General features: G+C 52.0%; 11 protein-coding genes. 8 read left to right on the plus strand and 3 right to left on the minus strand.

Going from position 1 to position 19,857, the window contains the following annotated elements:
- Positions 1 to 223: 223 nt before the first annotated feature.
- The 5 genes from B7988_RS00115 (at position 224) to rnc (ending at position 5,919) form a co-directional block, all read left to right on the plus strand.
- The gene (locus B7988_RS00115) at positions 224 to 2,668 is read left to right on the plus strand and encodes a glycoside hydrolase family 9 protein (RefSeq protein ID WP_088656392.1); all 2,445 of its coding nucleotides are present in this window, start codon (positions 224 to 226) and stop codon (positions 2,666 to 2,668) included.
- Between the two features lie 145 nt (positions 2,669 to 2,813).
- Positions 2,814 to 3,734, plus strand: coding sequence for an ACP S-malonyltransferase (gene fabD, locus B7988_RS00120; RefSeq protein ID WP_088656393.1), 921 nt, complete (start codon positions 2,814 to 2,816; stop codon positions 3,732 to 3,734).
- A gap of 154 nt (positions 3,735 to 3,888) precedes the next feature.
- On the plus strand, positions 3,889 to 4,629 hold the full coding sequence (fabG, locus tag B7988_RS00125; protein WP_088627091.1) for a 3-oxoacyl-[acyl-carrier-protein] reductase: 741 nt from the start codon (positions 3,889 to 3,891) through the stop codon (positions 4,627 to 4,629).
- Positions 4,630 to 4,680: 51 nt separating this feature from the next.
- Complete coding sequence (acpP, locus tag B7988_RS00130; RefSeq protein ID WP_073056887.1) at positions 4,681 to 4,920, plus strand: acyl carrier protein; 240 nt, start codon at positions 4,681 to 4,683, stop codon at positions 4,918 to 4,920.
- A gap of 180 nt (positions 4,921 to 5,100) precedes the next feature.
- Entirely contained in the window at positions 5,101 to 5,919 is an 819-nt protein-coding gene (rnc, locus tag B7988_RS00135) for a ribonuclease III (protein ID WP_088656394.1), read from the plus strand.
- Positions 5,920 to 6,126: 207 nt separating this feature from the next.
- Here rnc and B7988_RS00140 read toward each other — a convergent pair whose 3' ends face one another.
- Both B7988_RS00140 and B7988_RS00145 read right to left on the minus strand, forming a co-directional pair.
- Positions 6,127 to 7,353, minus strand: a complete 1,227-nt coding sequence (locus B7988_RS00140; RefSeq protein ID WP_088656395.1) for a hypothetical protein — start codon at positions 7,351 to 7,353, stop codon at positions 6,127 to 6,129.
- Positions 7,354 to 7,356: 3 nt separating this feature from the next.
- Positions 7,357 to 8,202: a DUF4423 domain-containing protein gene (locus B7988_RS00145; RefSeq protein ID WP_073318739.1), complete on the minus strand. Its 846-nt coding sequence runs from the start codon at positions 8,200 to 8,202 to the stop codon at positions 7,357 to 7,359.
- Positions 8,203 to 8,377: 175 nt separating this feature from the next.
- Between B7988_RS00145 and B7988_RS00150 the strand changes: the two genes are divergently transcribed.
- On the plus strand, positions 8,378 to 10,108 hold the full coding sequence (locus B7988_RS00150; RefSeq protein ID WP_088627095.1) for an arabinofuranosidase catalytic domain-containing protein: 1,731 nt from the start codon (positions 8,378 to 8,380) through the stop codon (positions 10,106 to 10,108).
- Positions 10,109 to 10,329: 221 nt separating this feature from the next.
- Here B7988_RS00150 and B7988_RS00155 read toward each other — a convergent pair whose 3' ends face one another.
- Positions 10,330 to 11,967 (minus strand): fumarate hydratase, encoded by a 1,638-nt coding sequence (locus B7988_RS00155; protein ID WP_088627096.1) that lies wholly within the window; start codon positions 11,965 to 11,967, stop codon positions 10,330 to 10,332.
- Between the two features lie 306 nt (positions 11,968 to 12,273).
- Between B7988_RS00155 and B7988_RS00160 the strand changes: the two genes are divergently transcribed.
- Positions 12,274 to 12,960 (plus strand): hypothetical protein, encoded by a 687-nt coding sequence (locus tag B7988_RS00160; protein WP_088656396.1) that lies wholly within the window; start codon positions 12,274 to 12,276, stop codon positions 12,958 to 12,960.
- A 366-nt stretch (positions 12,961 to 13,326) separates the two neighbouring features.
- Complete coding sequence (locus B7988_RS00165) at positions 13,327 to 19,842, plus strand: glycoside hydrolase family 9 protein (protein WP_249268772.1); 6,516 nt, start codon at positions 13,327 to 13,329, stop codon at positions 19,840 to 19,842.
- The last annotated feature ends 15 nt before the right edge of the window (positions 19,843 to 19,857 follow it).

The following is a 19,857-nucleotide window of genomic DNA, read 5'->3' on the forward strand; positions in this document are numbered from 1 at the left end:
GACAGAATGTCTTCCCGCACGTAGATGCGGGATCTCCTCTTGTAGCATGAAAAAAGAACACATGCAGTAAGAAATACAAGTGCTCTGGAAAGCCGTAAAAGGAGATCCCGGGTCAGAGCCCGGGAAGACAGCGGGCGGCGTGCAGGAAGACAAGAATTGCTCAAGTCCTCAGCAGACTTTTGTTATATTACGTATTACAGAGAACAAAAGAGAGGAGAAACACATGCGTTTAGCATCCATTATTCCGTTTATAGCGGTGGGCGCGTTTGCCGCCGACACCCCGTTCGACCTGATTCGTCCGGTTTACCCGATGGAATGGAGTACGGCCGCCGTTGAAGAAGGCGGAACGGTCTACGATTTTGCCAATTTCAAGGTAAACGAAGAAGATACTTTTGTCGGTACGCCAAAGTCCGGCTCCAAGCCCGCAGATTTCAAGGCCAACGCCTACATCGCAGACACCTTGAACCAGGCCTACCTCGATGCCTTGATTTTGCAGCCCAGTGACATCCGCGTGAACCAGGCCGGTTACCTGACGGATGATCCCGAAAAGCAGTTCTACTATGTTTCGGATAAATGCGAAGAGGCTACCTATTCCGTTGTGGACTTGGATGGCGAAGAAGTCGCTAAAGGTGGCAAATTCACGGCAAATGGCACATCTGACCAAGTCATCAGAGTGGTGAATGCTTTTGTTAATTCGTTGCTTAAGCGTTATACGGTGGAAAAGACGACTCCCGGAGCCAAGGTGTGTGTAGGCAAGCTTGCCGAGTTGGCGGCCCTCCCCACGGACAAACGCCTTCGCATCAAGGTGGGCAAACAATATTCTTCGACCTTTATTGTGAGCGACAAGGTCTATTCCATGGTGCGCGACGCGAACCTCAAGTTCTTTGGCGTCCAGCGCAGTGGCGATTCGGAGTCCTGGTTCCACGGACCGAGCCATGTGCACGACACCATTACCGGCGGTTGGTATGATGCTGGCGATTTCTTGAAGGAGGCGCCGACCATGGGTTATGCCTTTATGATGCTTTCGGTGCTTTCGACAGTTCACCCGGAACGCGACGAAGACCATTACGCCTTCAACCACAACGAAATCGTAAAGACGGACGGCATTCCGGACATGCTGCGCGAAGCGCGCCATGGTGCAGAATTTTACCTGCGTTCTTATGAGTACGCCAAGGGCGAAATCAAGGATATGATCGTAAACATTGGTGATGAAACTGATCATATTTATTGGACTCGTGCGGATAGTATGGAATCGATTGACCCGGTGCCTCCAAGACCGGTTATACATGGCATTGGCCCAGGCATGTCTGCTCAGGTTGCGGCTGGCCTTGCCCTATTGAGCGTGAGTTATGCAACGTATGATAAACCTTTCGCAGATAGTTGCCTTAAAGTGGCTGAAAAACTGTATGCCTATGCCAAGGAACACTTTGGTGAAGAGGAAGTTTGTTACCAAGCTTTTTATTCCTGCAGCAATCCATCGAAATATGTTGATGTTCTTGCGATGGCGGCCATTGCGCTTCATTATGCGACTTACGAAAAATCAAAGAAGATGGATTACCTGAATGATGCTGCCGAAGACAAAAAAATATCCGACAATTCTCAAAATCATAAATATGAGTCGGGTTTTGCGGGTGGCTGGCTTGGTAGACCTTCTGGTTTTTCTTCGGCGGGTTGGACTTCAACTTACGATGAACGCTATGCGATTACGTCGTACGCCTTTTACAAGTTGCTTTTGGCAGATAAGGAAACAGCTGCTAAATATGGAATTCAGGATTCCTTACGCATTGACTATACGAGCAGATTAAAGGATGCTCTTGCAAAAAATGTGTATAATGATGCTGGGAGTGATGGTGATAATTCTGTGACTCTACATTTTGGACCGGTTGATCATCGTCAAGTTGAAAATTTTTATTACGCTACGCCATGGTATGTAAAGCCGTTTTTTAATTACGCCCCTGTTCGTTATGAATCTGGTTTGATATTAAATATGCTTGCGTATGCAGAAGTTGCAAAATCTGATGAGATTCGTCAGCTTGCCATAAACAAGATGAATTACATTCTGGGTGCTAACCAATGGGATATGTCTTTTATGGTGGGTGTGGGCGACAAGAACGATGCGCATGCCCACAACCGTACGGCAAACCCGGAAGGTTGGAATAGGTTTGATAAGGAGAATATGGCGGAACGTCCTGTGGGTTATAGCAACAGACCGCCGGTCGGCGCTCTCTTGGGTGGGGCGATGAGCGATACTCTGCTTTCTGACTGGAATAAGTATGGTTCAATAGAAACGGCCATAGACGTTAATGCCACCTTCCTTGCGGCAAACGTGCTTCTTTCTTCGGCTGCTACCGCTGCCGACACGTCTAAGAAAGATACGACCAAAAAGGATGCCATTGTCAATGTACCTGAAATCGGTGTCGCTGGCCTTGAAATCGTGAACCGCGGCATGACTCTGGATGTGAACTACACGCTCCCCACCGAGCAGAACGTGAAAATCACGCTGGTGTCGGTGAAGGGCAAAGTCCAGAGGCTGTATGCTCCGGGCCGCCAGACCGCCGGCAGCCACGCCTTGCAGTGGAATACGGAAACAATCCCCGCCGGCGCCTACATCGTGAATTACACCGCCGGCAGCTTCCACCAGCACAAACTGGTGAAGATTACCCGGTAACCTGGTTTATTACAAAAAAGCGTCAAAAATCTTTCATTTACAATTTCTTGTATACAGGGGCAGGCGGTCCGATGACACCGGCCCTTATTTTCTAAATTGTAGCGCGAAACAAAAAATGCGGTCTAGCCGCAGAGGTATATATATAATGTCTAAGACGATTCTTCTTTTCCCCGGCCAGGGTGCTCAGTATGTGGGCATGGGCCAGACGCTCGCTTCTACTTTTGAACCGGCCAAGAAGCTCATGCAACAGGCCGATGAAATTCTCGGTTTCTCGCTTTCCAAGCTCATGGCCGAAGGTCCGGAAGACGTGCTCAAGAGCACCGACAATACCCAGCCGGCTCTGTTTACCGTGTCTGCCATGGTGATGGAACTGCTCAAGTCCGAAGGCTTTGCCTTTGATTACGTGGCCGGTCACTCCCTCGGTGAATACTCTGCCATTTACGCCGCCGGCGGTTTCAGCTTTGAAGAAGGCCTGCGCCTGGTGCGTACCCGTGGCGAACTCATGGCCAGTGCCGGTTCCAAGAATCCGGGTGCCATGGCTGCTATCATGGGTCAGGACGAAGCCAAGATTCTCGAACTCTGCGAAGCCGTGAAGGATGTCGGTACCGTGGTTCCGGCAAACATCAACTGCCCGGGCCAGATTGTGGTGTCCGGTGCGGTCGCCGGCGTGAACAAGCTCGTCGAAAACTGCGCTGCCGCCGGTATCAAGGCCATTCCGCTCGCCGTGTCTGGCGCCTTCCACAGCCCGCTGATGCAGTTTGCTCAGGCTGGCCTTGCCGAAGCCATTGCAAAGACCAAGTTTAACGATGTCAAAAAGCCCGTGATTGCTAACGTGATTGCCGAACCGGTCACGAAGGGTGCCGAACTTGCCGAACTTTTGGTGAAGCAACTGGTATCTCCGGTCCGTTGGAACGACTGCATGAACAAGGCTATGTCCCTGGGCGTGACGCAGGGTGTCGAAGTGGGTTCCGGCAAGGTGCTCATGGGCCTGATGCGCAAGATTAGCCGCGACGTGAAGGTTACTCCGGTCGAAACCATCGAGGCTTTCCAGGCATTGAAGGGGTAATGAGCAGTGAGCGATGAGGTCGCTTCGCTCTGAGCTAAAGTAAGGCGCCGGAGGCGCGATTATAAAAAGCACAAAGGGGCGTAGCCCCGACCTCATACCTCAAAGTGCGAAGCACGACCTCAAAGCTATTAACTACTAACCACAGGTAACTACTATGGGTAAACTTACTGGTAAAAAGGCAATCGTGACCGGCGCTTCCCGCGGTATCGGTCTTGCCATTGCAACCAAGCTCGCCAGCGAAGGCGCTGACGTCGCCATCCTTTCCACCTCGGTCAAGGAAGATTTGGCCGCCAAACTTTCCGCCGAACTTGGGGTGCAGGTCAAGAGCTATGCTTGCAACGTGGCCGACTCCGAAACGGTGCAGAACGTGTTCAAGCAGATCATTGCTGACATGGGCACGGTCGACATCCTGGTGAACAACGCCGGTATTACCCGCGATGGCCTGCTGATGCGCATGAAGGACGAAGACTTCGACGCCGTGATCGCCACGAACCTGCGTTCCGTGTTCCTTTGCACCCGCGCTGTGGCCCGCACCATGATGGGCAAGCGTACCGGCCGTATCGTGAACATTTCCAGCATCAACGCCCTGCACGGCCAGGCCGGTCAGGCCAACTATGCCGCTGCCAAGGCTGGCATTATCGGTATGACCCGTTCTAACGCCATGGAATTCGCTTCTCGCGGTATTACCGTGAACGCCATTGCCCCGGGCTTTATCGGCACCGACATGACTGCCGCCATGGACGACGCTACCAAGGAAAAGTATGCTGCCCAGATTCCGCTCGGACGTATCGGAAAACCCGAAGATGTGGCCAATGCAGTCGCATTTTTGGCGTCCGACGACGCCTGCTACATCACCGGCCAGATTCTTGGCGTCGATGGTGGGTTGAACGCCTAGGCATTTTTTACTAAATTTGAACTCAAACAATCAATCCAAATGGAGATTACAATGAACGAAGAAATTTTCAAGAAGGTCACCGCTGTTATCGTTGACAAGCTCGGCGTTAAGGCTGAAGATGTGAAGCCGGAATCCGAATTCGGTAACGACCTCGGTGCCGACTCTCTCGACCGCGTGGAACTCGTGATGGCCCTCGAAGACGAATTCGAAGTCGAAATCCTTGATTCTGACGCCGAAAAGTTCCAGAAGGTTGCTGACGTGGTCGCCTTCATCGAAGCGAAGAAGGCTTAATTTATTAGCCTCTCTCGATAAGAAACTAGACTGGGTGGCCCGGAACGGGTTGCCCCTTCTTTATTTAGTTCGGAGTTCGGATTTCAGACTTCTGAATTACAATCAGCTAAGTGATTCATAATTCCGAAATCCGAATTCTGAATTACTTCTAACTTCCAACTTCCTACTCCCTACTATTTAATGTCTGATACAAACCTTCTCCACAAAGTTCTAAAACTCTGGTTTCGCCAGAAGTCCGATGGCGGGCTTGAGGCGAAGCTCGGGTACCGGTTCAAGGACCCCGAACTGTTGGCGCATGCGCTGGTGCACCGCTCGTTCTTGACGGGCACGGACATGCCCTACGAGAGCAACAACGAACGCCTGGAATTTTTGGGCGATTCGGTGCTGAACATGCTCACCACCGAATTCCTTTACAAGACTTACCCCGACGACCCCGAGGGCGAACTTTCCAAGCGCAAGAGCGCCATCGTTTCGGGACATGCCTGCGCGCAGTCTTCCAAGGAATGGAGCCTGAGCGAATACGTGAAGGTGGGCAAGGCCGAAGAAAAGCTCGGCGGCCGCGGCAAAGAAAGCATTCTGGCCGATGCCTACGAAGCGGTTCTTGGCGCGGTCTACTTGGATGGCGGCCTCGACGAGGTCCGCGTGATTCTGAACAAGTTCCACTTTCCGCGGGTGCAAGAGATTATCTCTGCCGAAGACTTCATCAACCACAAGAGCGAACTCCTGGAATACCTGCAGGGCAAGCTCCGCACGGTTCCGGAATACGTGGTGGTCGATGAATCGGGCCCGGAACACCAGAAGCTGTTCACGGTCGAAGTCCATGTGGACGGCCGCGTGTACGGTCGCGGACAGGGCGGCAACAAGAAGAAGGCCGAACAGGAGGCCTCTCGCGTTACGCTCGAAATGCTTTTAGCTGAGGCTGCCAAGGCCGAATCGGAAAAAGGCCCGGAAGAACCGAAGCCTAAGAAACAAAAGCAGCGCCACGTCGGCCTGCCGTAATCTTGTCTTTTGCTTTGTCATCCCGGCTTACGACTTAAAATCAAGCACTTGCTTACTGCTGTCTTCCCGCACGTAGATGCGGGACCTCCTCTTGTTTTTAGCAAAAAAAAGAACGCTTGCAATCTGAATTGCAAGCGCATGGGAAAGCCGTAAAGGGAGGTCCCGGCTCAAGGCCGGGAAGACAGAGGGCGAGGCCGGGATGACATTTTAGCGTAAAAAGTCGCTGGGTTTGACGCCGTAGAACACGACGTCGTCAATCCAGAATTCCGTGCTGTCGTAGGCGGCGATCGAAATCGTCGTCACCGACTTGCTGATGACTTCCCAGCCGAGGTTCCCGTACTTGTCGTCGCGCGGCTTGAAGTTTTCGGGCTTTATAACTCGGCGCGTCCACTCGTCGCTAGTCTTGAGCGTGTCGTAGGCGAGTGTCTTGCCTTCGGTGTTTGATTCGCCCAAGGTTTCCAGGATAATCGAGATGACGCCTGTGCCGCGAGCGTAGTAAACGATAGAATCGGTCGCGGACAAGTCGCAGGGCGATTCTTCCTTGCAAATCCAGATTCCGTAGAACGACCAGGAACCAGGCTTTACTGCCGAAGTTTCCCAATAAATAGCGTTCCCTTCGCGGTCTGCGCCCGCTTCGACAATGAATTCCGAGAGGTCTTTGCGGGTTTCGGGAATGATTTCGACTTCGGGAGTCGTCTTGACGCTTGTGTCGGTAGAAGACATGTAGCCCGTTTCGCTGATGCCGAGTTCCTTGATTGTGAATTGGGCGCTTGCCGATTCAAAATCCAGCACCTTGACCGAGTCGGGCTCGAAGGTGTGCACGTTTGCAGAAACATTCTCGCCGGCGTCGATTTTCGCGGACTGTTCGATAATGCTGTCGCCAACGATCACGCGCATGTCGTATTCGTACGGCGGCAGCGAATCCATTTCGTAAAAGCCTTCGCTGTCGGTTTTAACCAGACGGTCGGTGCCGTACACTTGCACCCAGGCGTAGTCGACGCTGTCGGGCAAGTAAACCTTGCCGCGCAGGCTGCCCGTTTTTTCGAGGGCGTACTGTACGGAATCGCCTTCTTGAATGTCTTCGGCAGAAATCTTGGTGAACAGGCCTTCGCCGGCGTCCACAATTTCAATCGTCGCGACGTCGACAGCGAGGCTGTCAATACGGATTTGCCCCAAGGAATCGGTTTTGAATTCCTCGAAGAATTCGGATTTCGCGGAATCCCCGTTGCCGCTATTTTCAGAAACGCTTTGAACAAAGTCCACGGAGCGCATGCGGGCGACAACGCCCACCGCCGGTTTAGAATCTTCACGGACAATCTGAATCAAGAAGGCGTTTTCGGTTTCAACGGTACTAATGCCCGCGACTTCTTTGTCGGAGCAAGCCCAAAAGGCCAGGGGCGCTAAACACGCGAGTAGCAAAAACAGTCGTTTCATGTTTTACCCCTCTTTCTTGGTTCGTGGATCGTTAGAAATGTCGGCCACCGGGTAAAGCGCAAATACAAACTGCATAGCGCGGTTAGGCTTGTTGACCTCGGCCACTCTGCGTTGTACCTGGCGCCTGAACTCCAGAGTCATTTCGTTCAAGTCGGCAAAGCAGTCCTCATCGACTCCCACCAGCAGCGAAGAAATGTTGCGCTTGGCAGGTTCCACTGCAATCAGGGAGTTCTGCGCGAGCGCCAAAAGTTGATTCTGGTAGCTGCGGATGGCGGCGGTCTTTGTGGCTGACCCTGCCGATGTAAAGTTAGCAGTTGTTGCGGCGTAGCGTTCCGAGGCAAGCGGCGTAATGAGCTTTAAATCCTTCAAAACGGTTATGGCTTCGCGGACTTGGTCTTCAGAAACCGTCGGCGATATCTGTTTGACCAGGTGCGAAACTTCGGCATGCCCGCCGTTCATTTCAATCAGGGCGCGCACCACGGGAATCCACCACTTGCTTAGGAACAGGTATTCGCTTGCACTCAGCTTGCGCAAGTCCACATCTTGCAAGGCGAGCGCCATCTTGTAAAGCTTGTCCTTTTTGGCGGGGGACTTGGTCTTGGAGGCGGCAACGAGGATTTCGAAAAGTTCGCCCTTGCGGCCCTTCAAGTCGAGCAAGTCTTTTGCCAAGGGAATGCTGCGGTTCGGCAGGTGCAGTTCCTTGTTCAGCACGCGGAAAACCTGACTCGTGTCGAGCCCGAGCTTTTGGCCCATCATTTTATAGGAATACAGCGGCATATCCAGCTTGCGCTGGGTGTAGTAATTCTTGAGCAAGTCCCTGTAATCGCTTATTTCGTCAATGTTGAGCATAGGCCAGTTCCCTAAACAGTGATCCATTCAATAAAATAACCTTTTCTCGGGCCGAAAAGCAAAAAAAGAGCGAATCATTTTTGACAAAAATGCAATAGAAGAATCTCCAAAGGCGTGATTTTGGCCCGTTTTAGAGGTAATTTGATATTGGTTGGTAAAAAAGAGGGATGTTGGGATGAAATACAATTCATTTTTGACAGTGCTGGCGCTTGTGGCGCCCACCATGGTCTTGGCCAAAGAAGGCCCCTGTGACATTTACGCAAAGGCAAACACCCCGTGCGTGGCGGCGCATAGTTTGACGCGCGCGCTTTTCGGGGAGTATAATGGCAACCTGTACCAGGTTCGTCGAGCCGATGGAGCCACTAAAGATATTCCGCTCGAAGAAAAGGGCGGGTATGTCAATTCCTCGGTGCAAGACGAATTCTGCAAAGGTTCCAGGTGTACCATCTCGATCATTTACGACCAGTCGGAATACAAGAACGACCTGAAAAAATCGCCCGTGGTATACTGGCTTAAAGAAGGCGGTAAAGAGGCGATTGCGGACAAGGCTCCCATTTACATTAACGGGCGCAAGGCTTATGGCTTTTATCGCGACGCCTGGTCTGCCACCGGTTACCGCAATAACAATACCAAAGGTGTAGCCACCGGCGACGAAGAAGAATCCATGTACATGGTCGTTGACGGCAGACATTACAACGACTTGTGCTGTTTCAACTACGGAAATGCAGAAACAACCGGTAACGATGACGGCCCTGGAACCATGGAATGCATCTACTTCGGAAGCGACAAGGACTGGGGCGGTCCAGGACAAGGAAACGGTCCGTGGGTTGCCGCCGACTTGGAAGACGGCGTATTCAAGGGAAACGATGCTGGTTGGCAATGGGGCAAGACCCATACAACACCGTGGCCAGACGCACTTTCTATTGAAGCAGACTATGTGACCGCCATGCTCAAAGGACCGAATGACGGAACGTTCAAGCTCAAGGGCGGCAGCGCTCAAAAAGGAACCCTCAACACCATGTGGGACGGACCGCGCAAAAGAGGCTACAGCCCACGCAAGCTGCAAGGCGCCATCGTGCTCGGCAATGGCGGTGACGGCAGCGACGGCGGTGCAGGAACGTTCTTCGAAGGTGTGATGACCATCGGAAACCCGCCCGATTCCGTTGACGATTTGGTACAGGCAAACATCGTTGCCGCCGGTTACGGAAGCAAAATTGACATTTTCAAAAAAGTCGAAATTGAACCGTTCAAAGATACACTTACCATCCCCGGAAAAATCGAAGTCGAGAACTATGATAAAGGCGGCAACGGCCGCGGATTCCTGGACAGCGATATCGAGAACGAAAACAGCCTCTACCGCGATGACAACGCAGGCCTCGACAGCGCAGAAGGCGCCATCATTTACGGCTGGGGTTATGCCGATGACTGGTTACGTTACACGGTAAAAGCGTCCAAGAACGACTCGCTCACGCTCACGGCGCGCGTCGCCTCCCCAAGCGATAGCACATTCTTCTCCGTACTCGTTGACGAGAAAAAAGTCGTCACCGTGATGGTCCCGAATACCGGCGACTGGAAGACGTTTGAAACGGTTGTGGTTTCCGTGCCCGCAATTGCAGAAGGTGCGCATGTGCTAAAAATAAAGATTGACAAGCCGTACTTCAATCTCGACTGGATTGAATTTACAATCGCAAAATCCACCACCCAAATGCCGAGATTCAAAAGCAACTTCACTTCAACACCACAAACGGCTACCGTATATGACGTTCTCGGAAATCGCGTTATCACTTTCCGTGCAGATGAAAAGACGATATATAGAGCATGGGATAAAGTTCGTATGAATCTTCCCAACGGAATTTATGTCATCAAAACGAACAATAAAATTGTCCGAGCAGTAAAGACAAAATAAGACACCTCCACACACCCCAAAAACACCCCGCAGGCTCTAGCTTGCGGGGCGTTTCTATTGAAAGGGTGGATATCTGACTAAATGAGACCTTCGAAGAAGTTGTTACCCCAATGAGACTCCGTATTTGGCTATCGCATTAAAGAACTTACGACGCCAAATACTCCGCGCTTCTACGGCTCGTTAATACGAGCCGCATCCGCTTGGCGCAAGGGCAACATCTTTTAAATCAATCCTTCGAAGAAGTTGTTGCCCTTGTCATCCACAAGGATGAAGGCGGGGAAGTCCTTGATGGTGATCTTGCGGATGGCTTCCATGCCGAGTTCCGGGAAGGCCACGATGTCGTTGCTGAGGATGTTCTGTTCAGCGAGGATGGCTGCCGGACCGCCGATAGAGCCGAGGAAGAATCCACCGTACTTCTTGCAAGCGTCGGTGACGTCCTGGCTGCGGTTGCCCTTCGCGACCATGATCATCGAGGCACCCTTGCTCTGGAAGCGCATCACGTACGGGTCCATGCGGTTAGCCGTCGTCGGGCCGAAGCTACCGGTGGGCATGCCTGCCGGAGTCTTGGCCGGGCCGGCGTAGTAAATCGGGTGGTCAGAAACAACCTTCAATACAGTCTTTTCTTCGTCGGTGAGTTCTTCGCCGCGTTCCTGCTTGTCGAAGATTTCGGCAATCTTCGCGTGGGCCATGTCGCGAGCCACAATCATCGTGCCCTTGAGGCTCAGGCGCGTCTTCACCGGATACTTGGTGAGGTCGGCAAGCACTTCCTTCATCGGGCGGTCAAGGTCGATTTCCACTGCCGGAGCGAGGTTCACGGCGTTGCCAGCCGGGATGTAGTTTTCCGGATGGTGTTCCATCTTTTCGAGCCAGAGGCCGTTTTCGTCAATCTTGGCCTTGATGTTACGGTCAGCAGAGCAGCTCACGCCGATAGAAACCGGGCAGCTTGCTGCATGACGCGGAGCGCGAATCACGCGGACGTCGTGCACCAGGTACTTGCCACCGAACTGGGCGCCAATGCCCGTCTTCTGGCAAATGTGGAGCACCTTTTCTTCCATTTCGAGGTCACGGAAAATACGGCCGCCTTCGGAACCGCTGGTCGGAATATCGTCGAGGTAGCCGCAGCTAGCGAGCTTCACCATGTGGGTGTTCATTTCGGCAGAGGTACCGCCAATCACAATAGCGAGGTGGTATGGAGGGCATGCGGCTGTACCGAGAGTCTTCACCTTTTCGGCGAGGAACTTTTCCAAGGACTTGGGGTTGAGGAGCGCCTTGGTCATGGGCCAGTAGTAAGTCTTGTTGGCAGAGCCACCGCCCTTGGCCACAAAGAGGAACTTCATTTCAGCGCCTTCTTCGGCGTGGATGTCGATCTGAGCCGGGAGGTTGCAACCCGTGTTCTTTTCTTCGTACATGGTGAGCGGTGCAATCTGGCTGTAGCGAAGGTTCTTGGTGGTGTAGGCGTTGTAGACGCCTTCCGAAATGGCTTCGGCATCGTCAAAACCAGTCCAGACCTGCTGGCCCTTGTGGGCAACGCAAATAGCAGTACCGGTGTCCTGGCAGAACGGCAGGATGCCCTTGGCGGCAACGCAGGCGTTCTTGAGCATAGTGAGGGCGACAAACTTGTCGTTATCCGAAGCTTCCGGATCTTGGAGAATCTTGGCGACCTTGGCCGTGTGGGCCGGGCGCAGGCAGAATTCCACTTCTTCGAAAGCTGCCTGGGCGATCTTGGTCAAGGCTTCCTTGGAAACCTTGAGAATCTTCTTGCCTTCGAATTCGGCGACGGTCACGCCGTCTTTGCCGAGGTTTACGTATTCGGTAGTATCTTCACCGTGCTGCACGGTCGCTTCGTACTTGAATGCCATAGTTAATTAGGGGTTAAGGTTAGAATCAAGGGTTAGTGAAAGGTGTGTAATGTGGAATGACTAATTACACATCACACATTTCACATTGTTTTTTATGCGTGTAATTTAAAATTTCTTGCCCCCTCCGTCCTAAAAAGGCGGTCTGAATGGAGCTTTTTTGCCTGCGGCAGTGTGCGAAAAATCGCAAAAAGGCGATAAAAGGTACAAAATGGGCGACAATTTGAACTTTTTTTATAAAAAAGTTGGCGGATGACCGAAATATGTACTATTTTTTACAGCGTAAAAGTTTAAACTGAAGAGGATACTATGAAGATCAAGACTCTCATGTTGGCAACTATGCTTGCCTCTGCTGTTGTTTTCGCCGCTCCGGCTGCCAAGAAGGACGCCGCCCCGGCTGCTAAGGCCGCTCCTGCCGCCGAAGCCCCCGCTGCTGCTAAGGCTGAAGCCGCACCTGCCGCTGCTCCGGCTGCCGCTCCTGCCAAGGCCGAAGCTGCCAAGCCCGCTGAAGCCGCTAAGACTGAAGCCAAGGCCGAAGCAAAGCCTGCTGAAGCTCCGAAGGCCGAAGCCGCCAAGGCTGAACCGGCCCCTGCCGCTGCCCCGGCTGCTGCCGCTGCTCCGGCTGATACCGCCAAGGCTGCCGAAGCTGCTGCTCCTGCTGCTGATTCTGCTGCAGCCGCTGCCCCGGCTGACTCTGCTGCCGCTCCGGCCGAAGCCGTAGCCGCCGCCGACACCGCCAAGGCCGATAGCGCCGAAGTGCTCGAAGCCAAGGCTGAAGAAGCCCCGGTCGACAGCGCCGCTCTCGCCAAGGCCGAAGAAGAAAAGAAGGCTGCCGAAGCTGAAGCTAAGGCCAAGGCCGAAGAACAGGCTGCTCTCGAAAACAGCACTGCCGGTTCTGCCAAGACCTCTATCATGGAAAACCCGTGGGAATTCCTGATCGTGTCTGCCGCCTTCGTTGCTTCTGTGCTCGTGATTATCTTCACCGGCAAGGACTAATCTAGCGGTTTAAAATCCACAGATTTTTAAAGGTCGATGCCCACAGGCACCGGCCTTTTTTGTTGCCAGCATGTCATGCCTGCTTTTTTTTGTCATGCCGGACTAGGTCCGGCATCTCCTTTTCCACCGCTCGCCTGTAAACAATTTTAAACCTTGTTCTATATATTTCTTACTAAAATCTTTTATACGAAACTGCGTGTCCCAAATCATTGAAAATTGCCGTTTTTGAGAGCAAAAAGCGAACATTTTATGATTTTCACGCAACCGCTTTTTGACTAATAAATCTATTTTTAAAATGTGTATTTGGGCGTTTGCTTACGGGTGCTGACCGCATCCGCCATTTGGTTGTATACAAAGGAGGCTATTGTGCCTAAAACGAAGTGTCTTGTGTCTGCGATGCTTATCGCGATGTCTGCCGTGACCGCCATGGCGGCAACTCAGGAACAACCTACTCCTTACGACTTGATCCGTCCGATTTTCCCACTTACATGGGATAGCACTGTATTTGACAAGTTTGACACGACGGTTACGATAAAGCACAACATGGTGCCCAAGAACCGCACCCCGGCCTCTTACATGCCGAATGTCCTTATTCCCGATACTTTGAACCAGGCCTACCTGGATGCCATGAACACGCATATCTCCCCGATTCGTGTGAACCAGGCCGGTTATTTGGAAAAGGACCCTGAAAAGCAATTTTTCTATGTGGGTAACGCTTCTACTTTCGAAGTGGTGGATATCGATGGTAAATCCTTGGACCCGAAGGTGACGGGTACATTCCAGCCCAGCACTAAGACGACTTCTTCTACTTGGCGTATCGTGGCCGGTACCAATGCTGCAACAAACGATAAACTGCGCTACGAAGTTAATATTACAGGTCCTTCGGGAACCATTCAAATTGGACATATTCCGCCAGGGGTTCCCACCAAGACCCGTCTTCGCATTAAAGTCGGGAATGAACTTTCTAGTACGTTCATTGTAAGTGATGAAGTTTATTCCATGGTCCGCGATGCTGCTCTTAAGTTCTACGGGATCAACCGTAGCGGTAATAGCGAATCCTGGTTCCATCCAGCAAGCCATACTTTGGACGGCATGGGCGAAGTTGTTGGCCTTGTTGCTACTGGTCCAGACGGCCAGGGTAGTGGTGAATTTCGAACTATTTCGGGCGTTAATCAGGCTCTGGCGGGAACGTTGGCCGGCGGTTACTATGACTGCGGCGACCACCTGAAGGAATCCCAGACGCAGATGTTTGCCATGGCGGTGGCCGCTGTGATGACAGCTACAAATCCGGATGCCGACGATGACGTTTATGCCTTTAACCAAGGTGAAACGGTGAATACCGACGGTATTCCGGACATGTTACGCGAAGTAAAACATGCTGCTGATTGGGTCCTTAAAGCCTATGTGCGTGCCAAGGGCGTGATTGATGATATGGCCCTTTCGGTGGGTGATTTTGGTTCGGACCACGGTTGGTGGGGCCGTCCGGAAACCCAGGACAAGTTGCCTTTGGATTCGAGCAAGGGTGATCCGGCTCTTCGCAGAGGTGGTCCTTTAAGTAGAAACGTTCGCTTGGGTGAAATTGGATCTACCGTTGCCGGTGAAACGGCTGCAGGTCTCGCTATTTTGGCTAAGAATTATGCCGAATACGATAAACCCTTTGCCGATAGCTGCTTGATGGTTGCTAAAAAGATGTATGAATTTGGTAAAAATATTGCTACTGGTAAAACAGAAGGGTATACGCACAACAAGACCCCTATTTTTAACACTCCGGCATATAACGGTTCTACCATTTATCATGACGATATGGCTCTTGGTGCAGTAGCTTTGCTCTACGCCACCAAGGATACGACCTACCTTTACGATATCGCTGAAAACCCCGCATTGCGCGGAGGTCAAGGCAAACAAGACTTTGCCTATGGTAATCCTTATGGATTCTTCCGTGGTGGGTGGTTCACCTTCAAACAGGCCAGTTTCTTTAAAGATGGTGCCAATACGGACTGGGCGAGTACCTTCACGTTTGCCTTGTATGCGTTCTATAAATTGATCCTTAAAGATGAAGCGACTGCAGCTTCTTACGGCATTAGCAACGATAGACGTTTGGAATATGTAGAAGATTTGGCTTATACTATGGCTACCAACGTGTCTGCGGTTTCTTACACTGATGGCGCGACAGAATCCATCGTTTTGCCGAAGGGTGGTGGATGGTCTTCGGATGGTTCTGTGAAATACGAACCCATCTGGTACACAATGAAAACCCAGCAACAGTGGATTTACAACCGTTACCAGTTGGGTAACACGATTGACGTTTTTACTTACGCTGATGTGACGAAGGACTTGGAAGGCGTGGCGCTTCCTCAAAATGGTATTCAAAACTGGAAGTCTGACGAAATGTATCAGTTGGGCATTAACCAGTTGAACTACATGCTAGGCATGAACCCTTGGGATATTTCGTTTATTTATGGTATTGGTGACAAAAACGATGCTCACCCGCACCACCGTGCCGCTAACCCCGAAGGTAAGAATATGCCGGGGGCAGCCTATAAGTACAGGCCGCCTGTAGGTGCTTTGTTGGGTGGCGTTAGAGCAGACCAAGCATGGGATCCCCTAGGCCAAGGAGGTGCTAGTGGAACGAGTTGGGAAGGTTATAAAATTTCTGAAGCTTGTCTTGATGCTTCTGCTATACTCATTGGAAGTACGATGTTGGTTGCTCAGGAATCTGATAGAACTGTAGCTCCTGATGTTAACGTGGAAATCCGCCACGTGAGTGCGGACTCAGCCATTGTGGTGGTCAAACTTTCAAAACGTGGAACTTCGACCATTTACTACGGCACTAGCGAAACTTCAATGACCGAGACAGCTGTTCCTGATAGCGATGCGGCGGGAGTGCGTCATGAAATTATCTTGCGTGATCTGCAGCCGGGAACGGGGTACTACTTCTACGTTGTGGGCGCAAATGCTTACAATCCGGACAACAAGACCACCAAGTACATGGTTGATTCCACGCAGACCCCGTTTAGCTTTACCACGCTCAATACGGTGGAAAGCGCCCAGATTACGAACGTGACCGTATGTAACCTGTTTGGCGACAGTGCCGAAATCATGTGGTACACCCCGAACGGTGAATACGAATCCAAGATTTACTGGGATACGGTTCCGCATACGAACCCCTCTGATTATGCTTTTAACAGTGGCGCAGGCAATGCCGATGTATCCGGCATTCCGACCAAGTTCCACTATGTAAGAATCGGTGGCCTTAAGGAACAGACGACTTACTACTACATGGTCGAAAGTAACGGTCAGCGCACCAATGTAAACGATAAGACGGGTGATATGCTCAAGTTCACCACGCCGGTAATGTGGTACGACTTTAGCGTCCGTGCCTACCAGTATATGGACAACGGGCTCGATGCCTTGGATCTCAATATTTACAATAACGAATCAAGGCCTTTCGATAGTCTTGAATTGCGTTTGTACTTTACGGCTACGCCCGAAGAAGTTGAAAATTGCGCCTTCCTTGTGGATACGGACATTTTGCAGGCTTACGACGAATCCGGCTTTAACCATCCGCTCCTCGACAAGAACGGAAATGACGTCGGTAATACGGTCCGCATGCTTATGAGAGATGCCCAGCCGGTACCGCTGCCCGATACCTACGATCCGGCAACGGGCAAGAAGTCTTACTACTTCCCGGTACCTCTCGGTCCTACAGAAATGAAGTCCGCTTCTAGAATCCGATTGGATTTCGATTTCTCTTATGGCCTTACAAATGATGGGGTGCATTGTGAAACGCTCCGCCAACGCCAGAAGAAAAAGTTGGATGTAAGCACTGGCGACTGGTCTTGGGCACCGCATAAATTCCTAGTGGATGGTGCTGATTATGTGGGTATGCCGGTCGAAAGCAAGGACTATGGCGATTTCGATACGGATATTCCTATCAACCAGTTCATTACAGTTTACCGTAAGAATGAATTTATTTGGGGTTATAGCCCGTCCCATCAGGAAATGACCACCAAGCGTGCCCATTACGAAATGGATGTCCATTTCGATGCTCCGTTCAATGTGTCTGACGGTTCCTACGTGCAGATTGACCAAACCAGCAGTACCGTGTACGTGAGGGGCTATGCCCAGGTTTCGGAACAGGGCTATATTACCCGCATCTGGGCGAACGGCCAGGAAATCAAGACGTATATCCAGAGACATGGTGACGAAATCTTCTTGATCGATGCCGAAAACAATGTTGACATTGCACACTACAATGTAACGAGTGGCAACGGCGCTATTGACTCGACGGGCCTTTGGACCTTGAATATTCCTGTGAAGATGAAGATCGGTAGCAACAAGATTGACTTGACGATTTTCGCAGGTGCGAACCCGGAATGCGAAGAATGTGCCGAAAACGGCGGTTGCGCTTTCATTAACCGCACCTATTACGTGCAGTTCACTCGCGGTAACATGACGCAGTCCTCGCTCACTATCAAGGATGAATCGGGCAACCCGGTGACATCGCCGGCCGACCCGTCCAAGACTCGCTTCTATGTTTACCTGAACGACAAGGACAAGGCCGGTTCTTCTGCTCCGGTCGAAGTCTTGATTGTGAACAACAAGAAGAACGATACCCTGAAGGTGAAGATGGTGGAAGACGCCTCTAATCCGGGTAGCTTCAAGAGCGCATTTGCCATTACGGCAACTTCTGTTGCGCCGGAAGCCAGAAACGGCAACCAGATTTCGTTCTTTGCGGGCGACACCATCCAGGTGATTTATGTGGACCCGGACGACGAAGAAGACGTCTCGAAGCAGAGTTTCTATGCCGAAGCCAGGTACCCCGAACCCACGAAGGTGCTGGCCCAGGATACCGACTGCGACAACGTGGCCGACAAACTCTTGGTAGAGTTCAGCAACACGCTCATTAGCGATTACAGCTTCGATAGCGTTCGCGTGTATCTGCCTGGCATGGCCGACACGGTGACCTTGAAGGTTGACGCCTCCAAGGCGCTCAACAAGTCCGAGGTGCAGGTTGACCTGCCGGCAACGCTTGGCATTGCCGAAAATGCGGCTCCTGCTGGAAAGGCGACGGTTTACCTGAAGGCAGAAGGTGCAACCAACGCGACCAAGGTGGCGATTGGCGACGGCATTATGCCGCAGCTGTTGAGCGTGACGATTCTCGAAAACGAAGGTCACGAATATCCGGAAGATACCTTGATGGTCGCCTTTACCGAACCGGTGATCTTGGCGTCTGAAACGGAATGGCCCTTGGAAGTTGTGGGCGCTACGGGTGCTGTCTTTAGCGTGGTGGGCAGAGCTACCACCAGTAACGATGGCAAGAGCTGGATGTATGCCCTTTCTGGAAACACGAACGGCCAGTTTATCAAGGAAGGCGTGACTGTCACCGTGAAGCCGAATTCCGTGGCCGACAATGCCTACAACTTGCTTGACCCGTCTTTGGCCTGTAAGACGGTCAAGGTGGTCGAAACGCCGAGACCGGTGCCTGTGACGCTTGCCGAAATGCGCGACAACGAAGGCGACGGCTACGCCGACGAGCTCTACATGAAGTTTGCCAAGAAGCTCCGCGACAAGGACATGCTCGACAGCTTTGTGGTAGAATGGGGCTTGAAGGGCGAAATCAGGAACCTGAAGCCGGAATGGGAACATACGTTCGAATTCGGCGAACGCTGGGAAAAGATTTCGTCTGTGGATTCTTCGGGCGCAACGCCTGTCGTAAAGATTGATTCTGTGCTCAAGAAAGATACGGTGTCTGTCATTACGATTAAGTTCAATACCGTGAATGGATTTGCCCGCGGCGCAACCACAGGCCCGTACGGCACCTACGGCCGCGTGACTCCGCGCCTTGGCCCCGAAGGCGGATTCTTCGACAAGTTCTATCCGGTTGTCGACAAGTGCCCGCCGATTATTATGACGGCGGTGTGGCAGGGCTTTGACGTGGACGACGATTCTTACGGTTCTCGCGACTACGTAACCTTGACTCTGTCTGAACCGCTCGATACCGTTGCCGGCCACCCGTATGTGGTGGAACGTAGCCGCGACGGTTCTGCGGGTGTGTTCTTCAACCCGAGCCGCAACCCGAATCTCTCGGTAACCTACCTGACCAATTCGACAACGGTAAAGCTGGGTTACAGGCACAAGTATGACGAAGCCATTTGGATTGCCGACTCCGTGCGCCTGATTTCGGATATCGAGACGAGTTACTTCAAGGATATGGCGGGCCAGTATCCGGGCTATGCGACACCTTGGGTGCCTGTGACCGGTACGGTGTCTAACATCAAGTTCACCATTACGGCGGTCGATGGCGTGACCAAGTCCAGGAGTCCCGATTCCATTTACTACGGTGGAATCCCGCTGGATCCGAACGTGAACTTCCGCTTGACGACGCTTAACAAGAACGAAGAAACGATTGTGATTGCCGAAGGCGACAGCAAGCTGCATGACGTGTTTGGCGCTCCGATTAGGGGTTACCGCAATGCAGGTCCGACGTTCATGATCGAAATTGCCTTGCCCGATGTGCTCGACAAGACCGAACTCGGCGAAGCCAAGCGCGACTACAAGGTCAATCTCGAAATGGATATCTTCAGCAACCTCGGCCACTACGTGAACAAGGCGACGTATTCGTTCATGTCTTCTGCCATGCAGGAATACATTTCGGCGGCCAGTACCATGACCTTGTACCTGGAATGGTGCGCCCCCGAAGATTACCCTGTAAGTTCGACGGGCAAGAAGATCGGTACTGGGCCTTACATTGCGAAGTTCAATACCGAGGCGAAGAGCGATTACCTGCCGGCGAAGGCTGACGATGGTGACCGCACCGAAGCTCTGAAGGACTCCGATACGTTTACCAGAACATTCGGTTTCAGAAGGGCTAAAAAGTAAAGTGTAGGGGGAATG

This window comes from Fibrobacter sp. UWB1 (assembly GCF_002210325.1).
In the GTDB taxonomy this organism is placed as follows: domain Bacteria; phylum Fibrobacterota; class Fibrobacteria; order Fibrobacterales; family Fibrobacteraceae; genus Fibrobacter.